Genomic DNA, 21545 nt, shown 5'->3' with positions numbered 1-21545 from the left:
ACTGACCAGTTAACCGCAATAGCGACATTCAGTGATGCAACATCGTCTGACATCTCTAACTCAGTGACGTGGGCTCCTGTCGATACAGCGACGGCAACCGTGTCATCAACCGGTTTACTGTCTGCGGTTGAAGCGGGTGGTACGACACTCACGGCCACCAAAGATGGCATCCCCAGTAATACGGTGGAGGTGAATGTGTGTAACTTGGCTGGTACATGTATTGATATCTACGATAGAGGTAGTGGTAAGTTGCTTACCAATTCACCATCAGCGGCCTATCTAGACAGCATTGGCGGTAGTGCTACAAACGGTACTCATACTGAAAGCGGAAATTCCGGCCCAGTTGGTGGTGATTTTTACCTATTCGACTGGAATAACGCAAATGCACTGTGTACTACCTACAACACCCATAGTCTCGGCGGACGAACTAACTGGCGTTTAGCGACAAGAGACGAGTTAAAAACGGAGCTATACGACGCATTCGGCCCGATGTTTATCGCGCGCGGTTGGCCGACCAACTACTACTATTGGTCGGCGACTCCTAATGGTTCTCTCTATTACGACGTGGACCTCGTCAATGGCTACGTCTTCAGCAACCAGCCGAGCCTCACGGGCTACGTATCCTGCGTCTCAAATCCTTAAAGTTGAGCGTTTAACGTTTTAATTTTAGTTTTTGAAGTGCCAGAGTTGCATCTGGCACTTTTTTAGGGGGGGAAGATAAGTGAATATTGAAACTAAATTAGTATTGGTTGAAAGCAGTCAACGTATTGTTGGCATAAAAGAGGGGATGTTTGTACGTTTCTATGAGCAATCACTCTTTGGTTGGCAGCAGTGGGTATCTAAACAGGGCCAATTACCGACATTGAAGGTGTTAAAGAAAAAGGTTAAGAAATTGGGTCATGACTCCAGCATGGTGAGCTTGAGTTAGAATGGTAGTCCCTCAACTCTGAATTAAAAATTATGGCTACTATTCAAGTTAACTGTCGGTTTTGCAACCAAACGGAGTATGTTCGTAAACATGGTACTGGTGTGTCAGGCTTTCAGCGGTTTCGTTGCCTTGAGTGCAAACGCTCATTTCAACTTGATTATGCTTACGAGGCATATAAACCTAAGGTCAAAGAGCAAATCATTGATATGGCGATGAATAGCTCTGGTGTAAGAGAAACAAGTCGTGTCTTAAAAGTTGGCTATAACACGGTACTGCGCACTTTAAAAAACTCTCGCCGAAACAAGTCACCTCAATACCTTTCGATAGAGCAAACATCTCTCTCATCTGTGAGGTCGATGAACAGTGGTCATTCGTAGGAAACAAAAAAATCGTCGTTGGCTTTGGTATGCATTGGAGTCCGGTTATAAACGCATCATTGCTCATGCCTTTGGTAAGCGCAATACAGATGAGCTGCGAGCGTTACTCGCTTTACTTAAGCCATTCGACATCAGTTTCTTTTTCACCGATGATTTCAGCGTCTACTCGAAAGAATTGCCAAAAGAAAAACATGTTGTAGGGAAAAGGTTCACTCAGCGGATTGAACGAACCAATTTGACTTTGCGTTCCAGATTAAAACGTTTAGTGCGTAAAACTATCGGCTTCTCGAAATCGGAAGAAATGCACGATAAAGTGATAGGGACTTTCATTGAGCGAGAGTTCTACCACTAAATCAAATAATTGGCGTCACGACCTACAAAAGTGTGTTCTGGAGGGACTCCAAGTACACGAGTTAAAGAGTTTTATATCGACGGGACAGTACCTTGGATTAAAACTAAGGAAGTGAATAATTGTAAGGTTTTTTCTACTGAGACCTACATCACTGAAGATGCCATAACGAAGTCTACCGCAAAGTTAATACCGGAAAACTCGGTAATCATCGTTATGTATGGTAATGGTGATACTGCAGGTAGAGTCGCAATTAATAAAATTCCAGTTGCTACAAATCAAGCCTAGCTTATTACCAACTATTTTAAAGCCATCCCAATCACTTCCAACGCCCAGTTCTCTATTGCAACCGAACCTCATCAGTCTCTTGCACTCTGGGGGTATCGGTTTTCCGAAACTTATTTATGTCCAGAGGCGTGTCAGCATGATCGTCGTCAGCATGATCGTCTGTGAACTAGCTACATAACGGTTTTAATGAGTTTAGAAAAAGCGTCGCAATTAGGAACCGACTTACACACCCTAAAGATTACCGTGAAATGATGGTAAATGGAAAAGAGATCGAGCAAATTAAAATTGCTGAAGAGTGGTTTCATTCATTGTGCTTGCCACTAATTGAGCAGGCATTTGAGATTGAAAAAGCCTAACAAATTGCTTAATAGTGACAGCTAACCTTTGGCACTTTCGGCTCGGTTGAGTTTAGTGATTACAGTCGCTTTGCTTAGGTCCAGCGATTTAGCCGCATCTTAGCAAGGCTCTGACGGATCCCCTCATATTTTCCCTAGTCCTACATTGTGTGTGAGCCTTTGATATTAGTCGAACTACCTTTTGGAGAATGAGACAGGACGAAGCATTCCCGAAACCGATCATGGTTTCAAAGCGCTCTCCTCGTTGGAGCGAGCAAGAGGTACATAGGTGGTATGACGCTACTAGGTAGGGGCGTGCAATAGATCTAGCGCAGCCCCTTTTCTCTAGATAAATTACTCTGATTCAGCCTGACTGGACGCTTAACTAAGAGACATTTTGCTTTTCAAGGTGCATTGGGCTTAGATACTCAAGAGCACTATGACTTCTCTTCCGATTATAAATTAGCCTCTATGTACACGAAGACCGTTTAGCGCATCTCGTCTTACGTCATTATCAGCTCATATTTGATCGCTTCCATTTTCATAGAGTGGAAGAAGTTCTCAACACAAGCGTTGTCCCAACATTTTGGTTATCACCTTTCTCAGCCAATCCCTTCTGAATTTGTCTTGAGTCATCATGTTTTTGCTAACATCAAAGGTTTCTTTGATCTTTATATCAAGCGTTTGGTGAGCTACCTCGTGTTGAAGCGCCTTGTGGCGATTCTCAACCCAGTAATAAAACCCACCTCGGGAAACTCAACTCTGAACACCTTGCACATGCGGACCATACTGAAACTCTGCAAGTATTCGAGCATAAATTCATAGCAATTTACTTTAGATTTTTTGTGAAGTAGGTGGCGGCCTTTTTTACGCTTTCTAGCTTTTTTGCGTGCTCTGCCAGTTTCAGGGTTTCTGCTTTTAATTTTAGGGTAATGGGTAATACGTTTCTTCTTGCTTGCCGTGGTTCACTTCGTTAGTGATTGTATTGATTTAACTCGGTGTCTAAAACTGCTGGTGCGGGTCCAAATAGTATATACCTCGATTTTTGATGTTGCTGGTGAAAATTAAAGGAGTTTATTTTTCTGGGTTTACTATCTTTTCTGTAGAACTTTGTTTCATAGTGAGTTTAGTCAAATAATAAATATGCATGTCATTGTATTATTCCTAAATTTACTAACTATGGGCGCTGAAAAATGTCTAGATCAATCAGAGACCTTAAAAAAGGAACTGAGGTTCCGAAGGCAACAACTAAAGAAATTGCAGAAAAAGAGCTTGAAGCCTTAAAGAAATACCCTGATTTAGCTGCACAAAAAGGGGGGCGTGGTTCGGGTAGTTTTAGAGAAGGGGGCGCGCATGACTCAGGTAGAAGTTACTTCAGCAAAAAGTAACATAACTCAAGGGCAATCACATCCTTATGGCGTTTCACTTTCTGATTTGCAATTAGTTGAGTAGTGTCCGTTATATAAAAGGTGATTAATTACAACTAAAGATTGATGCAAGCTATTAATCTGGAATAATACCCACAAATGGAACGGTGTTTCGTAAGTCTGATGTTCCCCCATCTTAAGTATAGAGAACAACAATGAATGAGTTTACTCAAGCCAGGCATGAACTGGTTGGTTATCTAAAGTCGCAGCTTATTGGTCCTGTTAATGGAGAAAATGAGGAGCTAAATGATGCCCCTCAAAAGCGCTATTTAATGGGGACTCTATTCCCTGTGGCAGCTTGCATTGACGACTCTAATGATAGCACTGGTGCTGATTCAAATTCAGAAGCTCTAGCAAATGATTTTAAACCTTCGTCAATGGCGATTTCCTTTGCTGTTCAATCTAACTCGTCATTATGCTTACATATTAATGCTGGCCGTTATACTAAAAAGGCCTTCTCAGAGTGGCAGCGTCACCCTTTATTTCATGAAGAACCGATAAAAGAGCTAATAACGCAAAAGAAAGTCATCTTAGACGGAAAGGCTCGTTTAGATATTAAAGTACGCCCTTTAAGCTCGGGAAAAATCGTGACAATAGCACTCTCAAATAATGCGAGTTCTGGTGAGCGTTTAGACCCTGAAAAGTGCTTATTCCAATGCGGAATTAAGGTCACTGTACTTGAAGGTAATATTCAAGAGTACCCTAGTAGTGATCGCTTTAAGTTAGATGATGAGCAGCAAGAGTTGAATCTCACGTATCGAAAACGAATACCATGGGCCGTAGGTCACGGTGTTGCTGTAGATTGGTCATTTGATGACAGAGGAATACCAGACTGCTTATTTACGGAGACAATACCATCCCACGAGGTTAAAGACTTTAGCACTGATATCGATTCGGAAAGGTATCCAGATCTTGACAGCAGCATTCTTAGTATTACAAAGATTGCAGACCCCTCTTCTGCGACAAATGAAGAACTGCTTGATGGTTATGACAAACTCATTGATACGTATCGTTCTTGGATAACTGAACTTGAGAATGAAGTATTAGATAAGCGATTCTCAAGCGCTAAAAGTCGCATTATTGAAAGACTAAAAAATGCCGCAGCTAGAATGAGTGGTGGTGTCAGTGGTCTAAGACAATCCAAAGTAGCTATGGAGTCATTTAGAGTTGCCAATAAGGCGATGTTAATGCAAATGATCCACAGCGGGAAAAAGTATGCGGGTGAAGCAAAAACTAAAGGTACTCCGTATGAGGCTCCAGAATACTTTTCGAACGAAGTCATCAAAAACTTTAAATGGCGTCCATTCCAATTGGCGTTTCAGCTATTGGTCCTTGAATCTATTATTCCAAACAAAAGTACCGGCGACTTTCCTGCATCGCATGAGGAAGTGGACCTATTATGGTTTCCAACTGGTGGTGGTAAAACAGAGGCTTACTTAGCAGTAGCTGCGTGGGAATTGATCCACCGTCGCCTAACCTTAGGTGAAAAAGGTGGAGGGACCGCTGTGATCAAGCGCTATACTCTGCGCTTGTTGACTTCGCAACAGTTCCAGCGAGCAGGGAGCTTAATTTGCGCTTTGGAAAAACTTAGAAAGTCTGATGAACGCTTAGGTAATGAATCGTTTTCTCTTGGATTATGGGCAGGAAAAGATAGTACCCCTAATAATTTTCAAGATGCTCACGATAAAGTCATGATTATGCGAGATGACCCTGAGCCCGAAAATAGTTTTCAACTTCAAGTTTGCCCTTGGTGTGGTACTGAGATTGTTCCTAAATATTACTCTTCTGATTGTAATTCATATGGAATTCGCTCCAACCCAGACAATAAATTTGAGTTTTTTTGCCCTAGTCATGAGTGTGATTTCCACCGTCATTTACCAATCCAAGTTGTCGATGATGCGTTATACATGAAGCCCCCTAGTTTACTGATTGGTACTATCGATAAATTTGCGCGATTGACTTGGCAAGAAAGAGCGGCTGCATTCTTCGGTGATAAAAAAGTACAGCCACCATCATTGATCATTCAAGATGAGCTTCATCTTATCTCAGGCCCACTTGGAACTATTGCTGGTATTTATGAGGCTGGCTTTGACACCATAATGGAAGTGTTAGGCCATAGGCCTAAGGTAATAGCTGCGACTGCAACGATTCGAGCTGCACAGCAGCAAAGTATTCGACTATTTGGAAGACAAGTAAATATATTCCCTCCTTCTGGTACAGATCAGGCTGATTCGTTTTTTTCAAAAGAAGAAGAAAATAAGCCGGGGCGACTTTATCTTGGTGTTATGCCGTCTGGCCATACAGGACAAACATCACTTGTACAAACAAGTTCGGCAGCCCTTTTAGCGCCGTATGAATTAGGGTTTAAAGACACGCTGTTAGATAGTTATTGGACGCTTCCTATTTATCACAATAGCCGAAGAGAGCTTGGTAAAACGATGACTTTAGGTCGCGATGATATTCCTGAGCGTATCAAGGTTATTTCAAAAGACCAGTACGACACGAGAACGGTGTCTAATGTTGAAGAATTAAGTGCTGGAGTCAAAGGTTCAAAGATTCCTGAGGTTCTAGCAAGGTTAGAAAAAGAAACGCCTGAGGCGATCGATATTCTTCCATGTACGAACATGATTTCGGTCGGTGTTGATGTTGAGCGACTGGGTATGATGTTAATTGCAGGGCAGCCGAAATCAACAGCAGAATACATTCAAGCATCAAGTCGTGTAGGTCGTAACAAAAAGCGGCCACCGGGTATTGTTATCACGCAGTATTCACCAACTAAACCTCGTGATCGTTCACACTACGAAACCTTTAAGAGCTATCACCAAGCACTTTATCGTTATGTTGAACCCACCAGTGTGACTCCTTGGGTCAAGCCTGCTCTTGAGCGTGCATTACATGCATCACTTATTGCTGCAGTGCGAATCACGGGCTACTTAAGAAAAAATGAGAGTGCAAAACATCTCGATGTACATCACCCAGATTTTGTACAGATCTATAAAGCATTCCAGGCGCGTATTCAGCGGGCGATGAAAGGAATGTCGAAAGCTGAGCAATTAGAAACACTCGACTTTCTAGAATCTTTGGTTAGTCAATGGTTAGAAAGGTGTAATCGAACGTCAAAACCATTAACACACTATGATGGTGGTAAGCAGTTTGAGCCACTTATTCAATCTTTTGAAAGCTCTCAACATGATGAGGCATGGCGTACTTTGAATTCTATGCGCAATGTAGATACTGAAACACACCTATTTGTAAGAGGAGAGCGCTAGTGGCTAGCTCTAATCGTTCATATCGTAGTTCCCAACTTATTACGCCATTTGGTCCAGGCTCTGTGATAGAGATTGGTGATGAGTCTTTAGTTTTGGCAGATCCAATACATTGGCCTAAAAGGTTAGATGAAATCAAGTTAGACCGACTATCTAGCGAGGCCGGTGTATGGGCATTGAAAAAACCTCCAGTAATCAATAATAGATTTACTAAGAAAGATGATATTGGTCCACATAACGCTCTTATGACAGTACGTTTTCCAAAGTGGATGTTTTGCCCACGCTGTAAAAGAATGGAATTGTGGAAAAATGAAACTGGAAAAGTGAATGCTGAAGGTATTCCCGTTTGCGCCAACTCAGCGTGTAAGAAAAAGGAATTAGCGCCGATGAGGTTCGTCGCTGCTTGTCAGCATGGACATTTACAAGATGTCCCTTGGGTTTACTGGGCCCATAAATCAGGAAAGCATAAAACATGCGAACATCCTGAGTTGTATTTTTTGTCTAATCCAGAATTAGGCAGTGGCCTTGATGCGCTATACATTGAATGTAAGAACCCAGAGTGTGGAGCTAAGAACTCTCTTAAAGAGATCATGAGTCAAAACGGGTTAGCGGGCGTTAAATGTCAAGATACTCAGCCATGGGAATATAAGCCTATCGATCAACAACTCTGTGAAGAACCATTACATGTATTGCAACGGGGCGCGAGTAACCTGTATTACTCCATTGTTCGCTCTGCACTGGATATCCCGCACTCTCCATCTAGCTCCGGTAATAAACTATATGCACGTATTAAAGAAACTGATGAGTTTGATGACTTAATGAAAGCTCTGGCTGATAAAAAGGAGCGCAGAGTAGAGTTTTTTGCTGATGAAATTGCAGAAGAGTTAGGTATTTCCATCGAAGATGTTTTAAGTGCCGTGAATACGAAAGAGCGAGAGCAGAGAACATTTAAGATTCCTAAAGATGAAGATTTAAGAGTTGCGGAGTGGGAAATCCTATCTTCGCCAGATATTGAAAGTAAAGAAACGCCGAACTTTAAAGCAAAGCTCGCGAGCTTCGATTCACCTCCAATGTCTAGTTTTACAAAGATTATTAAACGTGTTGTTTTATTAGAAAAATTGCGTGAAGTACGTGCATTTTGTGGTTTTGAAAGAGTATCTCCCAGCGACAACATCGTAAGTCCTAAAACCAGCACTGAAAGCCGTTCTTGGCTACCAGCTACCGAAGTTTTTGGTGAAGGTATTTTCATAGAAATGAACTTGGCTGTTATTAATGCTTGGCAACAGAATTTACCGCTAAAATTGAGGCAACGACTCGAAACATTGAACCGGTATCACGCGGAGTTGAGTTCAACTTATTTACCTCAACCAAGTGCTAAGTTTCTTATTTTACATACATTAGCACACCTGTTGATACGACAATTAAGTTTTGAAAGTGGCTACTCTAGTGGCTCTTTAAGAGAACGAATTTACGCTGATGAAGAGCAAGCAGGGCTACTTATTTACACTGCAGAGGGGGACTCTGAAGGTAGTTTAGGTGGTCTAGTTCAACAGGGTGATGTGAACAGACTTTTGCCTGCAATATTAGCTTCCTTAGAAACTGCTCACTGGTGTTCAAATGACCCTGTATGTGGTGAAAAACAGGAGGTGGGTGTTATGGGGTTAAATCAAGCGGCTTGCCATTCTTGTTCAATCATTTCCGAAACAAGTTGTGAAAATAACAACCTACTGTTAGATAGAACAATATTAATCGGGAACGATGAATATGAAGGTTTCTTTAGCCAAGCGATTGTTTCTGCACAAAAGGAAATCGCGTCATGAGAATGCCTAACACTCGACAAATCAGCGAAGAACAACAAGATATTTTTGAAGATGCACCTATAGATGGAAGTATCTTGGTCACTGGGCCTCCCGGGACCGGAAAAACAGTAATAGCTTTTTTGCGGGCGAACCTCTTATCAAAGAAAAGAAAAGAAGTAACGGTCTTGATGTTCAATCGTGTATTGAGGCGCTACACAGAAAATGTAGCGAGTGAAATTGAAGGAAAAGTTCAGTCTAAAACAATGCACTCATGGCTTCCCGAATGGTGGCGCCAACAGAAGATTTCAGCATCTGATACTGAGACTTTAATTGTAGAGGGAGATAAGGCGTACCTCAATTGCCCCTATGAAGACAAAGATGAATTAAAAAAAATAGGTGGTCAATTCGAATGGAATAAGATTAATCCATTTACCCATAAAAAGGGGATGTGGTATGTCTCTAAAGAAAAGTATGACCGAAATCCTGATGCTTATAGTGCCTGGACTGGGACATCATTCGATCCTCCAAGACAAACTCAGTGGCAATTTGATTGGTTAGAGATGCGAGACCTATACTTGGAGAAAGATCCAGATAATTTGATTGACTGGGGGCATCTAATCATCGATGAAGCACAAGATTTTGAACCTGGGTTATTTTCATTCTTACGCCTTAGTGCAAAACAATTGGAGCATGGTGGGTTAACAATACTAGCTGATGAAAATCAACGCTTAGAAGAGTCGAGACACTCAAGCTTAGATGATATTCGTACAGCTCTAAAATTGAAAAATAAACCTGACCGTGAATTTAGTTTGACTAAAAACTTCAGGAGCACCAGTCAAATAGCAAAAGTGGCAAGCCATTTTTATGTTGGTTTGCCAACGGGCGTTCCTAAACTACCAGATCGACAAGGAAACATACCTCAGTTGGTGATAATGGGTAATACCGAACAGCAAATTCAGTATATATGCCGATCATTGAGAAATAGAGCAGCTCTCGAGGTAGGAGTTATTGTTGATAATGATATTGATAGATCTCTTTTCGTGGACGAAATAGAACGACAACTTCCTAACTATACTGTACAATCATACAGTAGTAAAAATCCTAGAAGTAGCGAAAATCTTTTGTTTGATAAACAAGGAGTCGTTACTGTATTGCATCGTAAAAGTTGTAAAGGTTTGGAGTTTGATTCCGTTTTTATTCCTCAATTACAATCATTTGCTGTTGACGATGCAGACCTCATAACGTTTAAAATGAACTTATATGTTATGTGCTCTCGAGCTCGTGAAGAACTTGTCTTTTTGTGTAACGGAAGTACGAATTGCAATCCTGCTTTTTTTGAACACTTCCCGAGCAAAACATCAGGACTAATAGATTATAGAGAACAGAAATAATGGAAATGAACTCTAACTCACCGTGCTATGTCATGCTCCCAAAACGAAACCTAAGTCGTTATGTTCTCACTTATGAGTTGTTACCTCTTGAACTTTGCTTTGAAGTGAACGAAAAAAAGGTTTTTTCAGAAATTGAACTGCAATCAATGATCGCTCAAAATTTGATTGATGAGAAAGTTGTCGTTCTAAGATTGAAAGACAAACTAACATCTCTTTATCAGCCATTCTCCAATATTACGAAATTGGGTTTTACCAACCAAGATAGCTTAGACATGTTTATCGATCGAAGTTATGAGAACTACGATTTAAGTTCTATGGAGTGCTATGTTCTTGAGAATGATGAAGCTAATGTAACTTTGCCGTTAGATATAGCAGAACCTCCAACAGTCGAGAAACATTTGTTTTCGAAAAAGATGGCCTTTAACGACGCTATTATCGCCGCAACTCATAGTACCTTACTGTCTTCAAACGACTTCTCAAGTGAGTTAAAGCAGTATCTAGGCAACCCGGAACGATTACTTGAAGCAAACCTTAGTCACTATGTGAGAGACCAAGAACAGCTAAAAATTGCCGCTATATTCTATAGAATATGCTGTGACTTCAATATTGATAATGGTTGGCAGCTAAGCGAAGTGGTTGAGAAATTTAAGGCTTTAGTTATTACTGAAAATATAGCCTCTCAAGATGTCGATCGTTGGGTAGAAACTGCAGAAAAGATCATAAACAATGATGACGTTAAACTTATCTATACAGATGAAATTAATGTTGCATTGAGAGCTATGATCTTGGTTTTGTTAAACCCAGAAAAACAAAACATCGATGCAATGAAAGTCAATCTAGGTGAAGGGCTAGGCGAAGATGTTTATGCACTCGCTAACCTATTCGCATTAGCTCGAACTGGATACAGTTACTTAAGTGCTGACGATAGAAAGCAACTAAAAGAAAGAGCTGAACTACAACTATTGAACGCAAGTTTATATAATGAAATAACAATAGACGTAGAGGCCACATTCGAGCCCGAAGAAGAAAAGATTGAAATTGAATGCAATGATAAATTCTCGCTAACAGAAGTTCCTTGGCTTAATTGTGAAACGGAAAACCTGTTTAGTCTTAAGCATGTCAAACCTATGTCGGGGTTTGATTTGGCTCTTGTATACAAGGCAGGTGAATTATTTGCGTGGCGATTGATTGATGCCAACGGCGAGAAAGGCCTAGATAAACTTAAGGGCCAGTTAGCTCTAAACCTACTTGCGATCCAAAAAGACTTACCTTCATCTGTTCGTGCAGAGTTAATTGAATCCCACGGGTTACTTTTAACTTTGCCACTTGAATGGTTGACTGACCCTGAAGCTCATGTCTATTTTGAAGGTATATTGTCTCTTTTGATCAGTATTAAAGTAGCTCAAAAATCGAGTAAGATTATTTGATAATCTCAAGCATGGCTAAAGAGCTAACTTTAGCCATGCACTTTAATACTTAGCCCAAGCTACTATCACTTCTACAAAATGTTCGAAACCTGCCTTTTAGACTGTTAGTCGACTTTAACTTTAAAGTTCAGATGATTGATGCTTGCTTGGTCATTGCTACTTTTGATAGTTGTTCGGACAAAGATCAAAATAGACTCGCCTATTCGTATGTTCTCTGGTTTCTTATCTGAATTTATTTGTTGTTGATCATATACTTGCACGTAAGTGAACTTCAATTTAATGTGGTACAATATTTCAATTATATTAAAAGGTCGGTATGACATGAAAGACATTGAAAAACAAAAACTTTTACAATCCATAGCGCTTTTTGCATTTGCTTATAAAGGTAATACAGATCATCTTGATTTTGAAGATAATGACGCGGGAATTGAAATAGAAAATTTAGCATTCTCAATAGCAGAAGATATGGGATTTGATATCAATGCTCATGAATCGTATCTCAGTCGAGCTACTGTTTTAGAACGTTGTCGTCTGATGTTAAAAGAACTGGTTCTATTACTAGAATCAAAATTTTTGGAGCAAGATCGATTGTACATTTCGATTCTTGATTGCCCAGAGTTTAATTCAGCAGAGTATCTATTTAACCGTGAAGAACGAGTAGAAAAGCTAAAATTAGAGATTTGGACTGAATCTATGATGGATACAAAGCAGCTCAACTCTATTGGTAGTCTCAACGTGTTTGAAGGTGTTCTTCCTAGTGAACAGCAAAGCTTTTCTGTTTTTAGAATCAAGTAATATCATTGTTACAAGCATAATCTATTAACTATTGAGTGTCTCAGGGGGAGTCTTAAGTATTCGTCCCCCAAAAAATGAAGCATCGAAGGTTCATATAAGTATTACTCGAATGACTCAATCTACTCTAAAGCAATAACATCTTGTTCTCTGTCGATTTCCTGCTCATATACAGTTCTGTGTGAGTAGGGGCTTAAGCCCCTAACTAGATTAAATACCTTTTGCCAAACGTACTTTTTTAAACGCGGTCTGGCGACCATTAGCCACTTGTTGGCGATTAAGTTGATACGACTTCAATAGCACTACGAGTTCTTTGCCTTGAGAGTTGGTTAGATACCAATGATCCGGCTCTGATTTCTTTAGATATTCTGAATATTCCAGAATACGAAAGCAATGATCAGCGAAGCCGGTTTCATTACCTCCACACCCTAAATCAATCCGACATCGATGCTGATGGCCACCTTCGAACTTTACCGTTACTTCTGTTTTGTCGTAACCGCCTAATGGATTATCCAAAGCGGCTTTAAGTGCGATTGCCTCAAAGATTTCAAACTCAAACTCTTCATCGGTTTGTAGCCTGAAAGATTCAGACCAGTGAATCAAGACTGACAGGGGTTCAACTTTCATTGTTGTAGAGCCTGACGGATGCAACGGGGATACGTTGCTCGCTTTTGCGGGCTTAGTGTTGTGAGTTTGCAAAGAAAGGGAATGTGACATGGTGGGCTCCTTGGGTTGTTAGGGTTTCATCGTCGTTTTCGCCTAACTTCCCGATAGCCCACATGGTTTTCACTGGCAAAAGCGCGTAGCGTTCATTTCACTTTTTCTAGTGAAGTTCTGCGGGCGGAGGATCGAAGTGGCGTAAACGAACCGTTGAAACCCACCCCGAGGACAGAGTAGGGCACAAACATAAAGCACACTCAGACAGCACTTGGCCGCGAAAGTGAAAGCTTGTCTAGCCCTGATTGTGACCGGTACGGCCAAGACAACGTAAAGCACGTTGTTTGTGATTGAAGTGGCTTGGTTGAGCCACCGAGGAGTGAGGTACGAGCGAAGAGGTTCGCGAGATAAAGCATGGTTGCCCATAGGGTGCTATCACCCCATTAATTACAACGTTATAAAACACTTGTATATGTAAGCTCAGACTTGCGTGATAAACATCTCAAAAATCAACAACTAAGGGTGTTTATAATGTATTAACTAATGATAAGTACGAAAGTAACTATGCTTCATCGTTACTGGCTTAGATTATTTAATTAAATCAAAAAATAAGTTGTTGATTAATAAACTTTTCATTTAATTGTAGTTTCACCGGAGTCATCATGTTCGAACAGCTCGCTGATATTTTTTCATCTGCCGCCTTCAAGTATCTTTCTGTAGTTGATGCTGATCCTGGGCGATCAAACCAACATGAAATTGGAGGCTTAGTTGCTGCAGGTATAGGGCGACAACTTGGTACTCCTAATGACGGTAGTCAAATTAGTATTCCAGCGACAATGGTATACCTCGATGCAGATGATGAGCAGCCCTTAATCTGTGAAGATAAAGTAACTTGGTACGACGCTCGATATCATAATGAAACTAGGGCTCCGGAGTGGCGGCTTTATTATAAGTCTAACGATGTAAGCAACCGCTTCCAGCCTGGTGATTTTTTCATGATTGCTTTAACGACGGAGGGAAATCTACTAATGATATTTTGTTCTCCAGAAAGTGATTATGAACTCCAAATTCGGTCTCTATTCGGTGTAAGAGACACCGAAACGAATGAACGAGGGCTTACTAGAGTGATAATGGACATGGCAGTAGCAGCACCTATCAGGCTCATGTTTGCCCGTTATGGCATCGAAGTTGGCAATGACGGTACAAATTATTTGGATAGAATCCTTGACCGATTTGGTCCTACGTTTCCAAAGACAAGAGAGTTTTCTAGTTTTGCTCGAAGCTTAACTGAGGATATATGCCCAGCATCTCACCCAGACCAAGCACTGTTTAACTGGATGGAAGCTGAAGAGTCTGCTTTTCGGCAATTAGAGAAACATATAGTACAAGAAAAGCTTCGAGCTGGTTTTGGCGAAAACGGCGATGACGTAGATGAGTTTGTTCGTTTCTCACTAAGCGTGCAAAATCGAAGAAAGTGCAGAAGTGGACACGCTTTTGAAAATCATATTGAAGAAATTTTGATTGCTTCTGGACTTAACTTTGAAAGAGGAGCAAAAACAGAGGGTAGGCAAAAGCCAGATTTTTTGTTTCCTAACTCCGCAAGCTACGCAAACCTAGATTTCCCAGTAGAACAACTGCGAATACTTGGTGCAAAAACGACCTGCAAAGATAGGTGGAGACAAGTGCTTGCTGAAGCTGAGCGTATTGAACACAAACACCTAATTACAATGGAACCCGCGATTAGTGAACACCAAACAAACCAAATGAGAGATAAAAATTTGCAATTGGTTGTCCCTGAAGATCTTCATCAACACTACCTTCTAGGGCAGGCTGAATGGTTAATGACCTTCCGTGAATTCATTGATGAAGTAAAAGGGCTGACAAGATAAGTCGGGTAACTTAAATAGCGCTAACACTGTCATGGGTATATTCCTCATAAATAACAAACAAGCTTAAAACTGGGAGTATTGTGTGGTAATGTGCACACAAAATTCCCAGATAAGAACAAATAATGCGCTATAAAGAGATACTGAAAGGCGATAGAGATGATGAGCTTCGTTTTGAACATAACCGCCAAGAAACTAATAAACTTCTTAAGTTGCTTATCGAGATCTACGACCAGAAAAATTTAGCCATTAAATTTCAGCAGCTGGGCGGGCAATACGCCGAAGTATCTCGAGAAAAACTAAACCGCTGGAAAGTATCACCAGAGTCTAGTGCTATCTGCTTCCATGAGAAGGCGCTGGATGATTTACGTAAAAAATTACTACCGCAAAAACCTTCCCACTGGGATAACCCTAGTTTTACTTTTATCGACCTATTCGCTGGCATAGGCGGGCTTCGTAAAGGATTCGAAGATCAAGGTGGGAAATGCGAATTTACCAACGAATGGGATGCAGCTGCCCGACGTACTTATCTTGCTAATCACTATGTGGATGAACACGAGCTTCCATACTTTTTAGATAATGATAAAGAGAACGCCGATAAAAATACTTCTTACATGGACATCACCCAAATTACAAAAAGCGGTGATGACAGTGCAACAGAAGCAGATAAGCAAGCTAGTATTTTAAAGCATATCCCCAAGCATGATTTACTACTTGCTGGCTTTCCTTGCCAACCATTTTCATTAGCCGGTGTTTCAAAGAAAAACTCATTAGGGCGTGCGCATGGTTTTGAATGTGATACCCAAGGGACGCTATTCTTTGACGTTGAACAAATACTGATAACACGTCAACCTAAATACTTTGTGCTAGAAAACGTTAAAAACCTGAAAAGCCACGACAAGGGCAACACATTCGCCACAATCATCCGCTCTCTTGATCGCGCAGGCTATTGGGTTGCTGATGTTTCTAACGTTGATGATGATATCGAAGAAGCTATTAAAGAAGTTCGCAAACGTAAACCTGAGCCTACTGTGATAGATGGAGCTTATTTTACTCCACAGCACCGTGAACGAATCGTGTTAGTAGGAGTTCGTAAAGACCTAATACAGGCGAATCCAAGCTTGGCAACGTTATCATTGCGTAACATTGAAAAACCACAGAAACGCTATACCTTTGCTGAAATACTATGCCCACTCAATGTCGAAGAAAAAAAGAAGTACACACTAACACCCAACCTTTGGAGCTATCTGTACCACTATGCATTGAAGCACCAAGCAAAAGGTAATGGCTTTGGCTTTGGCTTAGTTGACCCAAGAAACCCTAATGCCGTATCAAGAACACTTTCAGCTCGTTATTATAAAGATGGCTCAGAGATCTTGATTAACCAAGACGGGCTTGAACCTGAATACTTATTGGATAACCGAGAGCACGGTATACGTAAGAACTTAGAACGTGACAACGTAGCGAAAATTTTTGCAGATAGATACACTGCTGAAAAACCAGAAACAAGTGATAAAGAGTATAAGCTAGCCTTAAAAGAAGGTGAGAGAAAGTATGACGAACTACATGGCCGCTACGCGCCAGAGTTTGATTCACTTTACAAAACACCAAGACGTTTAACTCCGCGTGAATGTGCAAGATTGATGGGCTTCGAAAAGCCTGAGTTTGACCGTAGTGAAGCAGATACTGACTTTAGGATTGTATGTGCAGATACATCTGCGTATAAACAGTTTGGTAATTCTGTAGTGGTTCCAGTGTTTAGAGCAGTAGCGAAACTAATTAAAAAACACATGTAAATCTGGAATAATATAACCTCCCGTTGATTTCTAGGAGGTTATATTATTTATGACATAGCTTTTCTACTTAAGAACTCTCTTGCATGAGAAACTAAGGAAAAACGAAGTTCTTTAGATAATAATACTTTATGATGGGACAAAAACGACTCATCATTTATAGTTAGCGCACCGTTATGGGTGATTTCAATAACACGACTGTCATAAGCAATATGGCAGTGTTTACATAAACATATGCCGTTATTCGGGTTTGCTCTGTTCTTTTTGTCGATAGCATAAGGAACAATATGTGCAGCATCGAGAAACAAGGTGTTATTTAACCCACAAACAACACATTGATTCAGGCATAAAGATTTTACCTTTCTCGAAAAATCATATAAGTAAGCTCGACGCTTGACTAAACCCCACTGGTCTTTAATTTCAAAATTGTTATTACCCTTCTTAGTATTACTATTTTTTAACTTCGGATTAAATAGATTACGTTCATAGGCTAAGTCTATGATTCTATCGAACATGTCATCACATAGCTTTGCTATTGAGTGAGACCAACCCAATAGGTTAACGTCAATGATACCTAAACGCTTTCGATTGTTCTTTCCCTTCTGAGGATCTATACATAAAGGCGAGTCAAAGTAGTAAACGTCATTTAAATGTGCGGTGTAAACAATTCTTACGTTCTTAGTTCTTAAGGCTTCCTCTTCTGTAGGTTCTCTTTCTTCAAGCCTAGAGACTGTTCCTACTGCAGTAAAAGAATAGTCTTTAGTTTTATCTAAGAATAAAAATGAGTCTCCAGGGGCAACTTTTATTGAGTGCGTATTATCAAAAACATACTGCTTGCTGGGCACATCTGGGTATAGTGTCTGTTTACTAAGCTTGAAAATCCAATAATTCATCCAATTAATTACACGTTTACTTAAGTTACTGGATAATATACTTTTTCTATGGGGGAGGTACAATGCATAAACATGACACGATCACCGCTGCGCAAATAAAAATTAGTGATGATGGCTATTAAAGCGAAGATACCACAGCCCGAATAAACCTGTTATATCAAAGAACGAGGCGCTGCTTTGGGGGGCAATCTCTTCCGACTCTCATGCCTTTTGGCCACAGCGTATTAACCACTTCCGCTGTTTCATAACATAACGCGCCTTGAGCGGGTTCACATATGTTCATCATGCTAACTACCTAGCATTCACCCGGTTGTGGTTATCAGGAGGATTGTCCTCTCACGATTCAAATCCCGAATGGTCATGACCATTCTTCATTACATTGTCAGAGCCGCTAATTTATTTAGGATCCTAGGTTCATCTGGTGATACAGATGGTTCACACGTTAAGCGGTGAGCAGCGCTTCATACGACTTCACGTCGCACGCCCCAAAGTTTGTTAGTAATGTCTGCAAAGTCAATTTAGCATTGAAAGGGCGTTCTAGCGCTAATTTCAGTTAGCTGTAATCTCGTCATTTTTAGCCTGTACTTTAGGGGGTAAAGTGCCCCTGTATAAGAGTAACTAGGCGTTAATGTAAAAACAGTGTGGTCAAATCTACACCCCAACCCCTTCCAATAGGGGCGTTTTTCATCGATAATTTAGTCTCTTAGCGAAAACAAAGACTAATTGGAAAGCGTTCCCAAGATGCCCCTGTATTTTCAATTCTTCACCACACACCACGCTAAATCGTAAACGATTTAAATGATTGTCTGTGATGAATTTAAAACCTATAAAAACAATGACTTATGCTTAATAGTGGAGGCGAAATAGAGCGTGAAAAAATTTTCAAAATCTCAACTAATTAGCCGCTGAAATCCCAGTGTGAAAATATGTAATTACATTGAATTATCATTGGCGCCTTTCTGTGTAAGGGATTGTGGTGATTTCAATCTAAATTCAATGGGATTTAATTAAATTGTTATTTATCCCTTTATCGGTAAGGTTGTAGCGGTTTTTTCAAAACTAAGTACAATGGGTTTACATTGAGAATTTATCGGATTTCATTGAGGCTTAAAGGTGGGCTTCATTGACATTCATTGAGGAGAAAAAGCTAAATTATGTCACGTTCTTACCCTTTACAAAGCTCCCTTCGAGGGAAGCTAGAGCAAGATTTTAAGAAGTTCAGAGACAGAGAAAAGTTAAGTGATGCCGAGGCAACTCGTCAGCTTTTTACCTTGGCGTTGCGTATCAAACTGAATGACAGTGACGATGAGCGGCCGTCGAACCGTGAGTTGATGGAAGAAACGTATCGTAGAGTTAGGCAGGTACAAGGCGTGCTAAATTTAAATTTGGCGCATAGCTTTGATGGGGAGGGGTATTATAAGAATAAAGCGGATTCGATTGAGCAAAGAAAATCCAACACCGCTTTGGTTGATAAAAGCGTCGATGAATATCTTGAAGGCGAAAAAAAAGGGTAGCAGCAGCTACCCTTTTATTATCGCTCTAACTCTCTGTCGATTTCTCTGTCTTCCCAATGGCTCTCTTTCTCTGATTGATTAAATTCCATCTCTTGCTGAGGGGAATATTCTTTTGGCTCAAAGTGTTCGAGTGATTGGCTGTCGGTTTCTTTTTTATCATTATAGTTGATGGTGTCTAATTCATTCTCTTGATGAGAAGAGTGTGCTTCACTTAATTCAATATCATGCGCGCTGTTATCCCTATCTAACTTATCAATGCACGATTTGATGTCATCTTTTAGGTTATCATCTGACATGAATTGAATGTCTCGGCCATGAAAGTTCTCGACGATTTTTTCAATGTTGTTCGGGTTTAAATCGTGATTGCCATGATTTAATACAATAATGATGTTCTGTCTCAGCTCATCGGTAGAGATGTTTTGAATGTCGTTCTTGTGATTGACATTAATAATATCAATCTGCCCTTGAGTTTGGTCTCGAATTAAGAATGAGTTTTCAATTGAGGTACTGATGATGGTGGTGTTTAAATTCTCTCCTTGATGGAATTGGGTTAATTGTTTGGACTTTGTGCCTAGGGTTCTTGGGTTAATGTCTAGGGAGGTATCTTTATTTCCTTGAGTGTCTAAATAAGTCACTTCAATGGCTTTGGTTTCGCCTTCTTTATTGTGGATGTTGGTTAGCATTGCAGGGTGAAAGGATTTGTCTTCGGATGAATAGACCGCCGGGTGGAACTTAACCTGGTTATTTTCAATGTTATTGACACCGAGCTTGTTTAAGTACGTTTGGGCCAGTGTGTTATCCATCGGTAAGCTTTGATTGATATAATCTTTAGCCCGTTCTTCAAACTGCGCAATATGCCTTGGGGTGGTGCTCAGTAATTTGGCGTGTTTATTGTTTTCCTCCAATTGATATTTATCTGGCTCATTGAGCATCTTGTGCGCTTCATTCATCGCGGCTTTATAATTCATTTCCTTATGACTCATGATTAGGTTAATCAATGCGCCTTTTTCGCCTGTGGTGTAGTCTTTAAAATACCCGCGATATTCTCCGGTTAAGGTGACTTTAATGGCTGATTTACCAAGGCCAAAGGTTAAGTAATCACGGTCTGATTTAGATTGGTTAGGCTTGCCTAATAACTGAACGGCGAGACTTTCGGTGTATTTGGGTAGTTGCGTATTGATGTGCTCCCTAAATTTGTTGTAGTCAAAGTCACCGCTTTTATTTTGGAATCGGACGTCCTCATGAGGCAGAGCATTACGGTTAAAGTATGTGGTGTCTTTGGGTGGGATTTGGTTAAGGGTTTCTATTGCACTGGCTTTATGGCTCTCTTTAGAGAGCCAGCTTTTGACCAATTGTTTTGTGTTGTCGGTATAGAGCCGAATGTGCTGACTGGCACGAGTCACATCGATACCGGCGCGTCTTAAGTTGGTCAGTGCGCCTTTGCTTTGTATCGCGCTAATGACGTGTTGATAGGTGGATCCTTGCGCCATGTCTGCGGTTCGACTGTAGGCGTAGTCCCAGTGCCCGTCTTTAAGCGCATTAGGGTTAAGGCTGAGTGTTTGTCCTGTCTTAGATTGAGCGATAACACTGTCTGTATTCGCTTGCGTGATGCGGTACTCCACGTTGGCTTTAATGCCGCGCTCTTTATCGGTAAAACGGGTGATGATTTTATCGCCGGTTGAAAGTGGCTTTTCTGACGTAGAGAACAGGGTGGTGAAACGGTGATCACGGTTACGCGGTAAGAACGGCCTTGTCTTACCTGTACTTGCGTCTTGAAGTGTTACTACGCCATGCTCAGAGTCAACGTGAGTGATTGCCGCGTACTCACCGGGCTTGGTGCTCAGTATCAAGCCTTTTTGATACGGCATCATGGTAGTGAGCTCTTCCCCCGTCGCGCCGATTGAGCGTAGCCTCGTTGCGATGACGTTCTCTTTGCCTAACTCACTCTTTTTCATTAAACCGACACGGATGTGTTCGGTGATGGTGTCTCGCTCCTGGTTGGTGTACGCGATAATCAGTGTGTTGTCTCGCGTTTCGGGGGTGCGCTCTAAATAGTCTTTGGCGACCACATAAGGCAGCTTCTCTGTGGCGGTGAGCTGCGCTCTGAGTCGGTCTTTGTCGTTTTCATCCAGCGTAGAAATGACATGCTGGCTGTTGCCCTGGGTGTCAGGGGTTTGCTGCTGGAGTTTGTCTAGGGCGCTGAGCGGCTGTTTATCAATGGTGTTTTGCTGTGCATTGTGCAAGATGTCATTTTGTGGACGTACCATATCGGTCATGTAAGCGGTATCGATGCGACCTTGGCTCATGGCCAGTTCAAAGGGTTTACCGGCACTGAGTGACAATAACTGCTCTTTATCGCCCAATTTGACTGTTTTGGACTGACTGTCATTGACCAGCTTTGTGAACTCATCGGCTTGCTTGTT

Annotated in this window: 16 protein-coding genes and 2 pseudogenes; 14 read left to right on the top strand and 4 right to left on the bottom strand. The window is 41.0% G+C overall.

The window, feature by feature from the left end; translation table 11 throughout:
- The 5 genes and pseudogenes from ACED53_RS18565 to ACED53_RS18545 all read left to right on the top strand — a co-directional run.
- Positions 1-642, top strand: a 642-nt coding sequence (locus ACED53_RS18565) for a DUF1566 domain-containing protein (RefSeq protein WP_371715285.1), incomplete at its 5' end; no start/stop codon positions are given.
- A 79-nt stretch (positions 643-721) separates the two neighbouring features.
- Complete coding sequence (locus tag ACED53_RS18560) at positions 722-928, top strand: hypothetical protein (protein ID WP_102579919.1); 207 nt, start codon at positions 722-724, stop codon at positions 926-928.
- Between the two features lie 32 nt (positions 929-960).
- A pseudogene (locus ACED53_RS18555) lies at positions 961-1657 on the top strand (IS1 family transposase).
- A 30-nt stretch (positions 1658-1687) separates the two neighbouring features.
- Positions 1688-1942 carry a restriction endonuclease subunit S gene (locus tag ACED53_RS18550; RefSeq protein ID WP_102579920.1) on the top strand — a complete coding sequence of 85 codons (255 nt, stop codon included), beginning with the start codon at positions 1688-1690 and terminating at the stop codon, positions 1940-1942.
- Between the two features lie 520 nt (positions 1943-2462).
- The gene (locus tag ACED53_RS18545; RefSeq protein ID WP_371715287.1) at positions 2463-2588 is read left to right on the top strand and encodes a helix-turn-helix transcriptional regulator; all 126 of its coding nucleotides are present in this window, start codon (positions 2463-2465) and stop codon (positions 2586-2588) included.
- 263 nt (positions 2589-2851) lie between these two features.
- Here the strand turns inward: ACED53_RS18545 and ACED53_RS18540 are convergent.
- A pseudogene (locus ACED53_RS18540) lies at positions 2852-3181 on the bottom strand (IS3 family transposase); the annotation flags it as partial.
- 289 nt (positions 3182-3470) lie between these two features.
- Here ACED53_RS18540 and ACED53_RS18535 point away from each other — a divergent pair.
- The 6 genes from ACED53_RS18535 to ACED53_RS18510 all read left to right on the top strand — a co-directional run bounded on the left by ACED53_RS18535 (position 3471) and on the right by ACED53_RS18510 (position 12382).
- Positions 3471-3665 carry a hypothetical protein gene (locus tag ACED53_RS18535; RefSeq protein ID WP_102579922.1) on the top strand — a complete coding sequence of 65 codons (195 nt, stop codon included), beginning with the start codon at positions 3471-3473 and terminating at the stop codon, positions 3663-3665.
- Between the two features lie 194 nt (positions 3666-3859).
- Positions 3860-6973 carry a helicase-related protein gene (locus ACED53_RS18530; RefSeq protein WP_102579923.1) on the top strand — a complete coding sequence of 1038 codons (3114 nt, stop codon included), beginning with the start codon at positions 3860-3862 and terminating at the stop codon, positions 6971-6973.
- Positions 6973-8790 (top strand): DUF1998 domain-containing protein, encoded by a 1818-nt coding sequence (drmB, locus tag ACED53_RS18525; protein WP_102579924.1) that lies wholly within the window; start codon positions 6973-6975, stop codon positions 8788-8790. The genes ACED53_RS18530 and drmB overlap by 1 nt, the downstream gene beginning before the upstream one ends.
- Entirely contained in the window at positions 8787-10160 is a 1374-nt protein-coding gene (locus ACED53_RS18520; protein ID WP_102579925.1) for an AAA family ATPase, read from the top strand. The genes drmB and ACED53_RS18520 overlap by 4 nt, the downstream gene beginning before the upstream one ends.
- A 104-nt stretch (positions 10161-10264) precedes the next feature.
- Positions 10265-11587, top strand: coding sequence for a hypothetical protein (locus ACED53_RS18515; RefSeq protein ID WP_371715284.1), 1323 nt, complete (start codon positions 10265-10267; stop codon positions 11585-11587).
- A gap of 321 nt (positions 11588-11908) precedes the next feature.
- Positions 11909-12382 (top strand): hypothetical protein, encoded by a 474-nt coding sequence (locus ACED53_RS18510; protein WP_102579928.1) that lies wholly within the window; start codon positions 11909-11911, stop codon positions 12380-12382.
- Between the two features lie 207 nt (positions 12383-12589).
- On the opposite strand, the gene ACED53_RS18505 is transcribed toward ACED53_RS18510, so the two are convergent.
- Positions 12590-13096, bottom strand: a complete 507-nt coding sequence (locus ACED53_RS18505) for an LPD25 domain-containing protein (protein WP_102579929.1) — start codon at positions 13094-13096, stop codon at positions 12590-12592.
- 602 nt (positions 13097-13698) lie between these two features.
- Here ACED53_RS18505 and ACED53_RS18500 point away from each other — a divergent pair.
- Both ACED53_RS18500 and dcm read left to right on the top strand, forming a co-directional pair.
- Positions 13699-14925: a type II restriction endonuclease gene (locus tag ACED53_RS18500; protein ID WP_102579930.1), complete on the top strand. Its 1227-nt coding sequence runs from the start codon at positions 13699-13701 to the stop codon at positions 14923-14925.
- A 122-nt stretch (positions 14926-15047) separates the two neighbouring features.
- Entirely contained in the window at positions 15048-16718 is a 1671-nt protein-coding gene (gene dcm / locus ACED53_RS18495; protein WP_102579931.1) for a DNA (cytosine-5-)-methyltransferase, read from the top strand.
- A 47-nt stretch (positions 16719-16765) separates the two neighbouring features.
- On the opposite strand, the gene ACED53_RS18490 is transcribed toward dcm, so the two are convergent.
- Positions 16766-17608 carry an HNH endonuclease signature motif containing protein gene (locus tag ACED53_RS18490; protein ID WP_102579932.1) on the bottom strand — a complete coding sequence of 281 codons (843 nt, stop codon included), beginning with the start codon at positions 17606-17608 and terminating at the stop codon, positions 16766-16768.
- A gap of 1154 nt (positions 17609-18762) precedes the next feature.
- Here ACED53_RS18490 and ACED53_RS18485 point away from each other — a divergent pair.
- Positions 18763-19122, top strand: coding sequence for a hypothetical protein (locus ACED53_RS18485; protein WP_016790675.1), 360 nt, complete (start codon positions 18763-18765; stop codon positions 19120-19122).
- A 17-nt stretch (positions 19123-19139) separates the two neighbouring features.
- On the opposite strand, the gene ACED53_RS18480 is transcribed toward ACED53_RS18485, so the two are convergent.
- A partial coding sequence (locus ACED53_RS18480; protein ID WP_371715283.1) for an AAA family ATPase occupies positions 19140-21545 on the bottom strand: 2406 nt, incomplete at its 5' end.

Source organism: Vibrio sp. 1F169, assembly GCF_041439605.1.
Taxonomy (GTDB): domain Bacteria; phylum Pseudomonadota; class Gammaproteobacteria; order Enterobacterales; family Vibrionaceae; genus Vibrio; species Vibrio tasmaniensis_A.
The sequence above is the reverse complement of the archived record's forward strand: the minus strand, read 5'-3'. Positions and strand labels throughout refer to the sequence as shown.

What these genes read in the sequence shown, in the direction of transcription:
- ACED53_RS18535 (WP_102579922.1), top strand. Translation starts at nt 3,471, where the DNA reads ATGTCTAGATCAATCAGAGACCTTAAAAAAGGAACTGAGGTTCCGAAG.
- ACED53_RS18530 (WP_102579923.1), top strand. Translation starts at nt 3,860, where the DNA reads ATGAATGAGTTTACTCAAGCCAGGCATGAACTGGTTGGTTATCTAAAG.
- ACED53_RS18520 (WP_102579925.1), top strand. Translation starts at nt 8,787, where the DNA reads ATGAGAATGCCTAACACTCGACAAATCAGCGAAGAACAACAAGATATT.
- ACED53_RS18510 (WP_102579928.1), top strand. Translation starts at nt 11,909, where the DNA reads ATGAAAGACATTGAAAAACAAAAACTTTTACAATCCATAGCGCTTTTT.
- ACED53_RS18505 (WP_102579929.1), bottom strand. Translation starts at nt 13,096, where the DNA reads ATGTCACATTCCCTTTCTTTGCAAACTCACAACACTAAGCCCGCAAAA.
- ACED53_RS18500 (WP_102579930.1), top strand. Translation starts at nt 13,699, where the DNA reads ATGTTCGAACAGCTCGCTGATATTTTTTCATCTGCCGCCTTCAAGTAT.
- dcm (WP_102579931.1), top strand. Translation starts at nt 15,048, where the DNA reads ATGCGCTATAAAGAGATACTGAAAGGCGATAGAGATGATGAGCTTCGT.
- ACED53_RS18490 (WP_102579932.1), bottom strand. Translation starts at nt 17,608, where the DNA reads ATGAATTATTGGATTTTCAAGCTTAGTAAACAGACACTATACCCAGAT.
- ACED53_RS18485 (WP_016790675.1), top strand. Translation starts at nt 18,763, where the DNA reads ATGTCACGTTCTTACCCTTTACAAAGCTCCCTTCGAGGGAAGCTAGAG.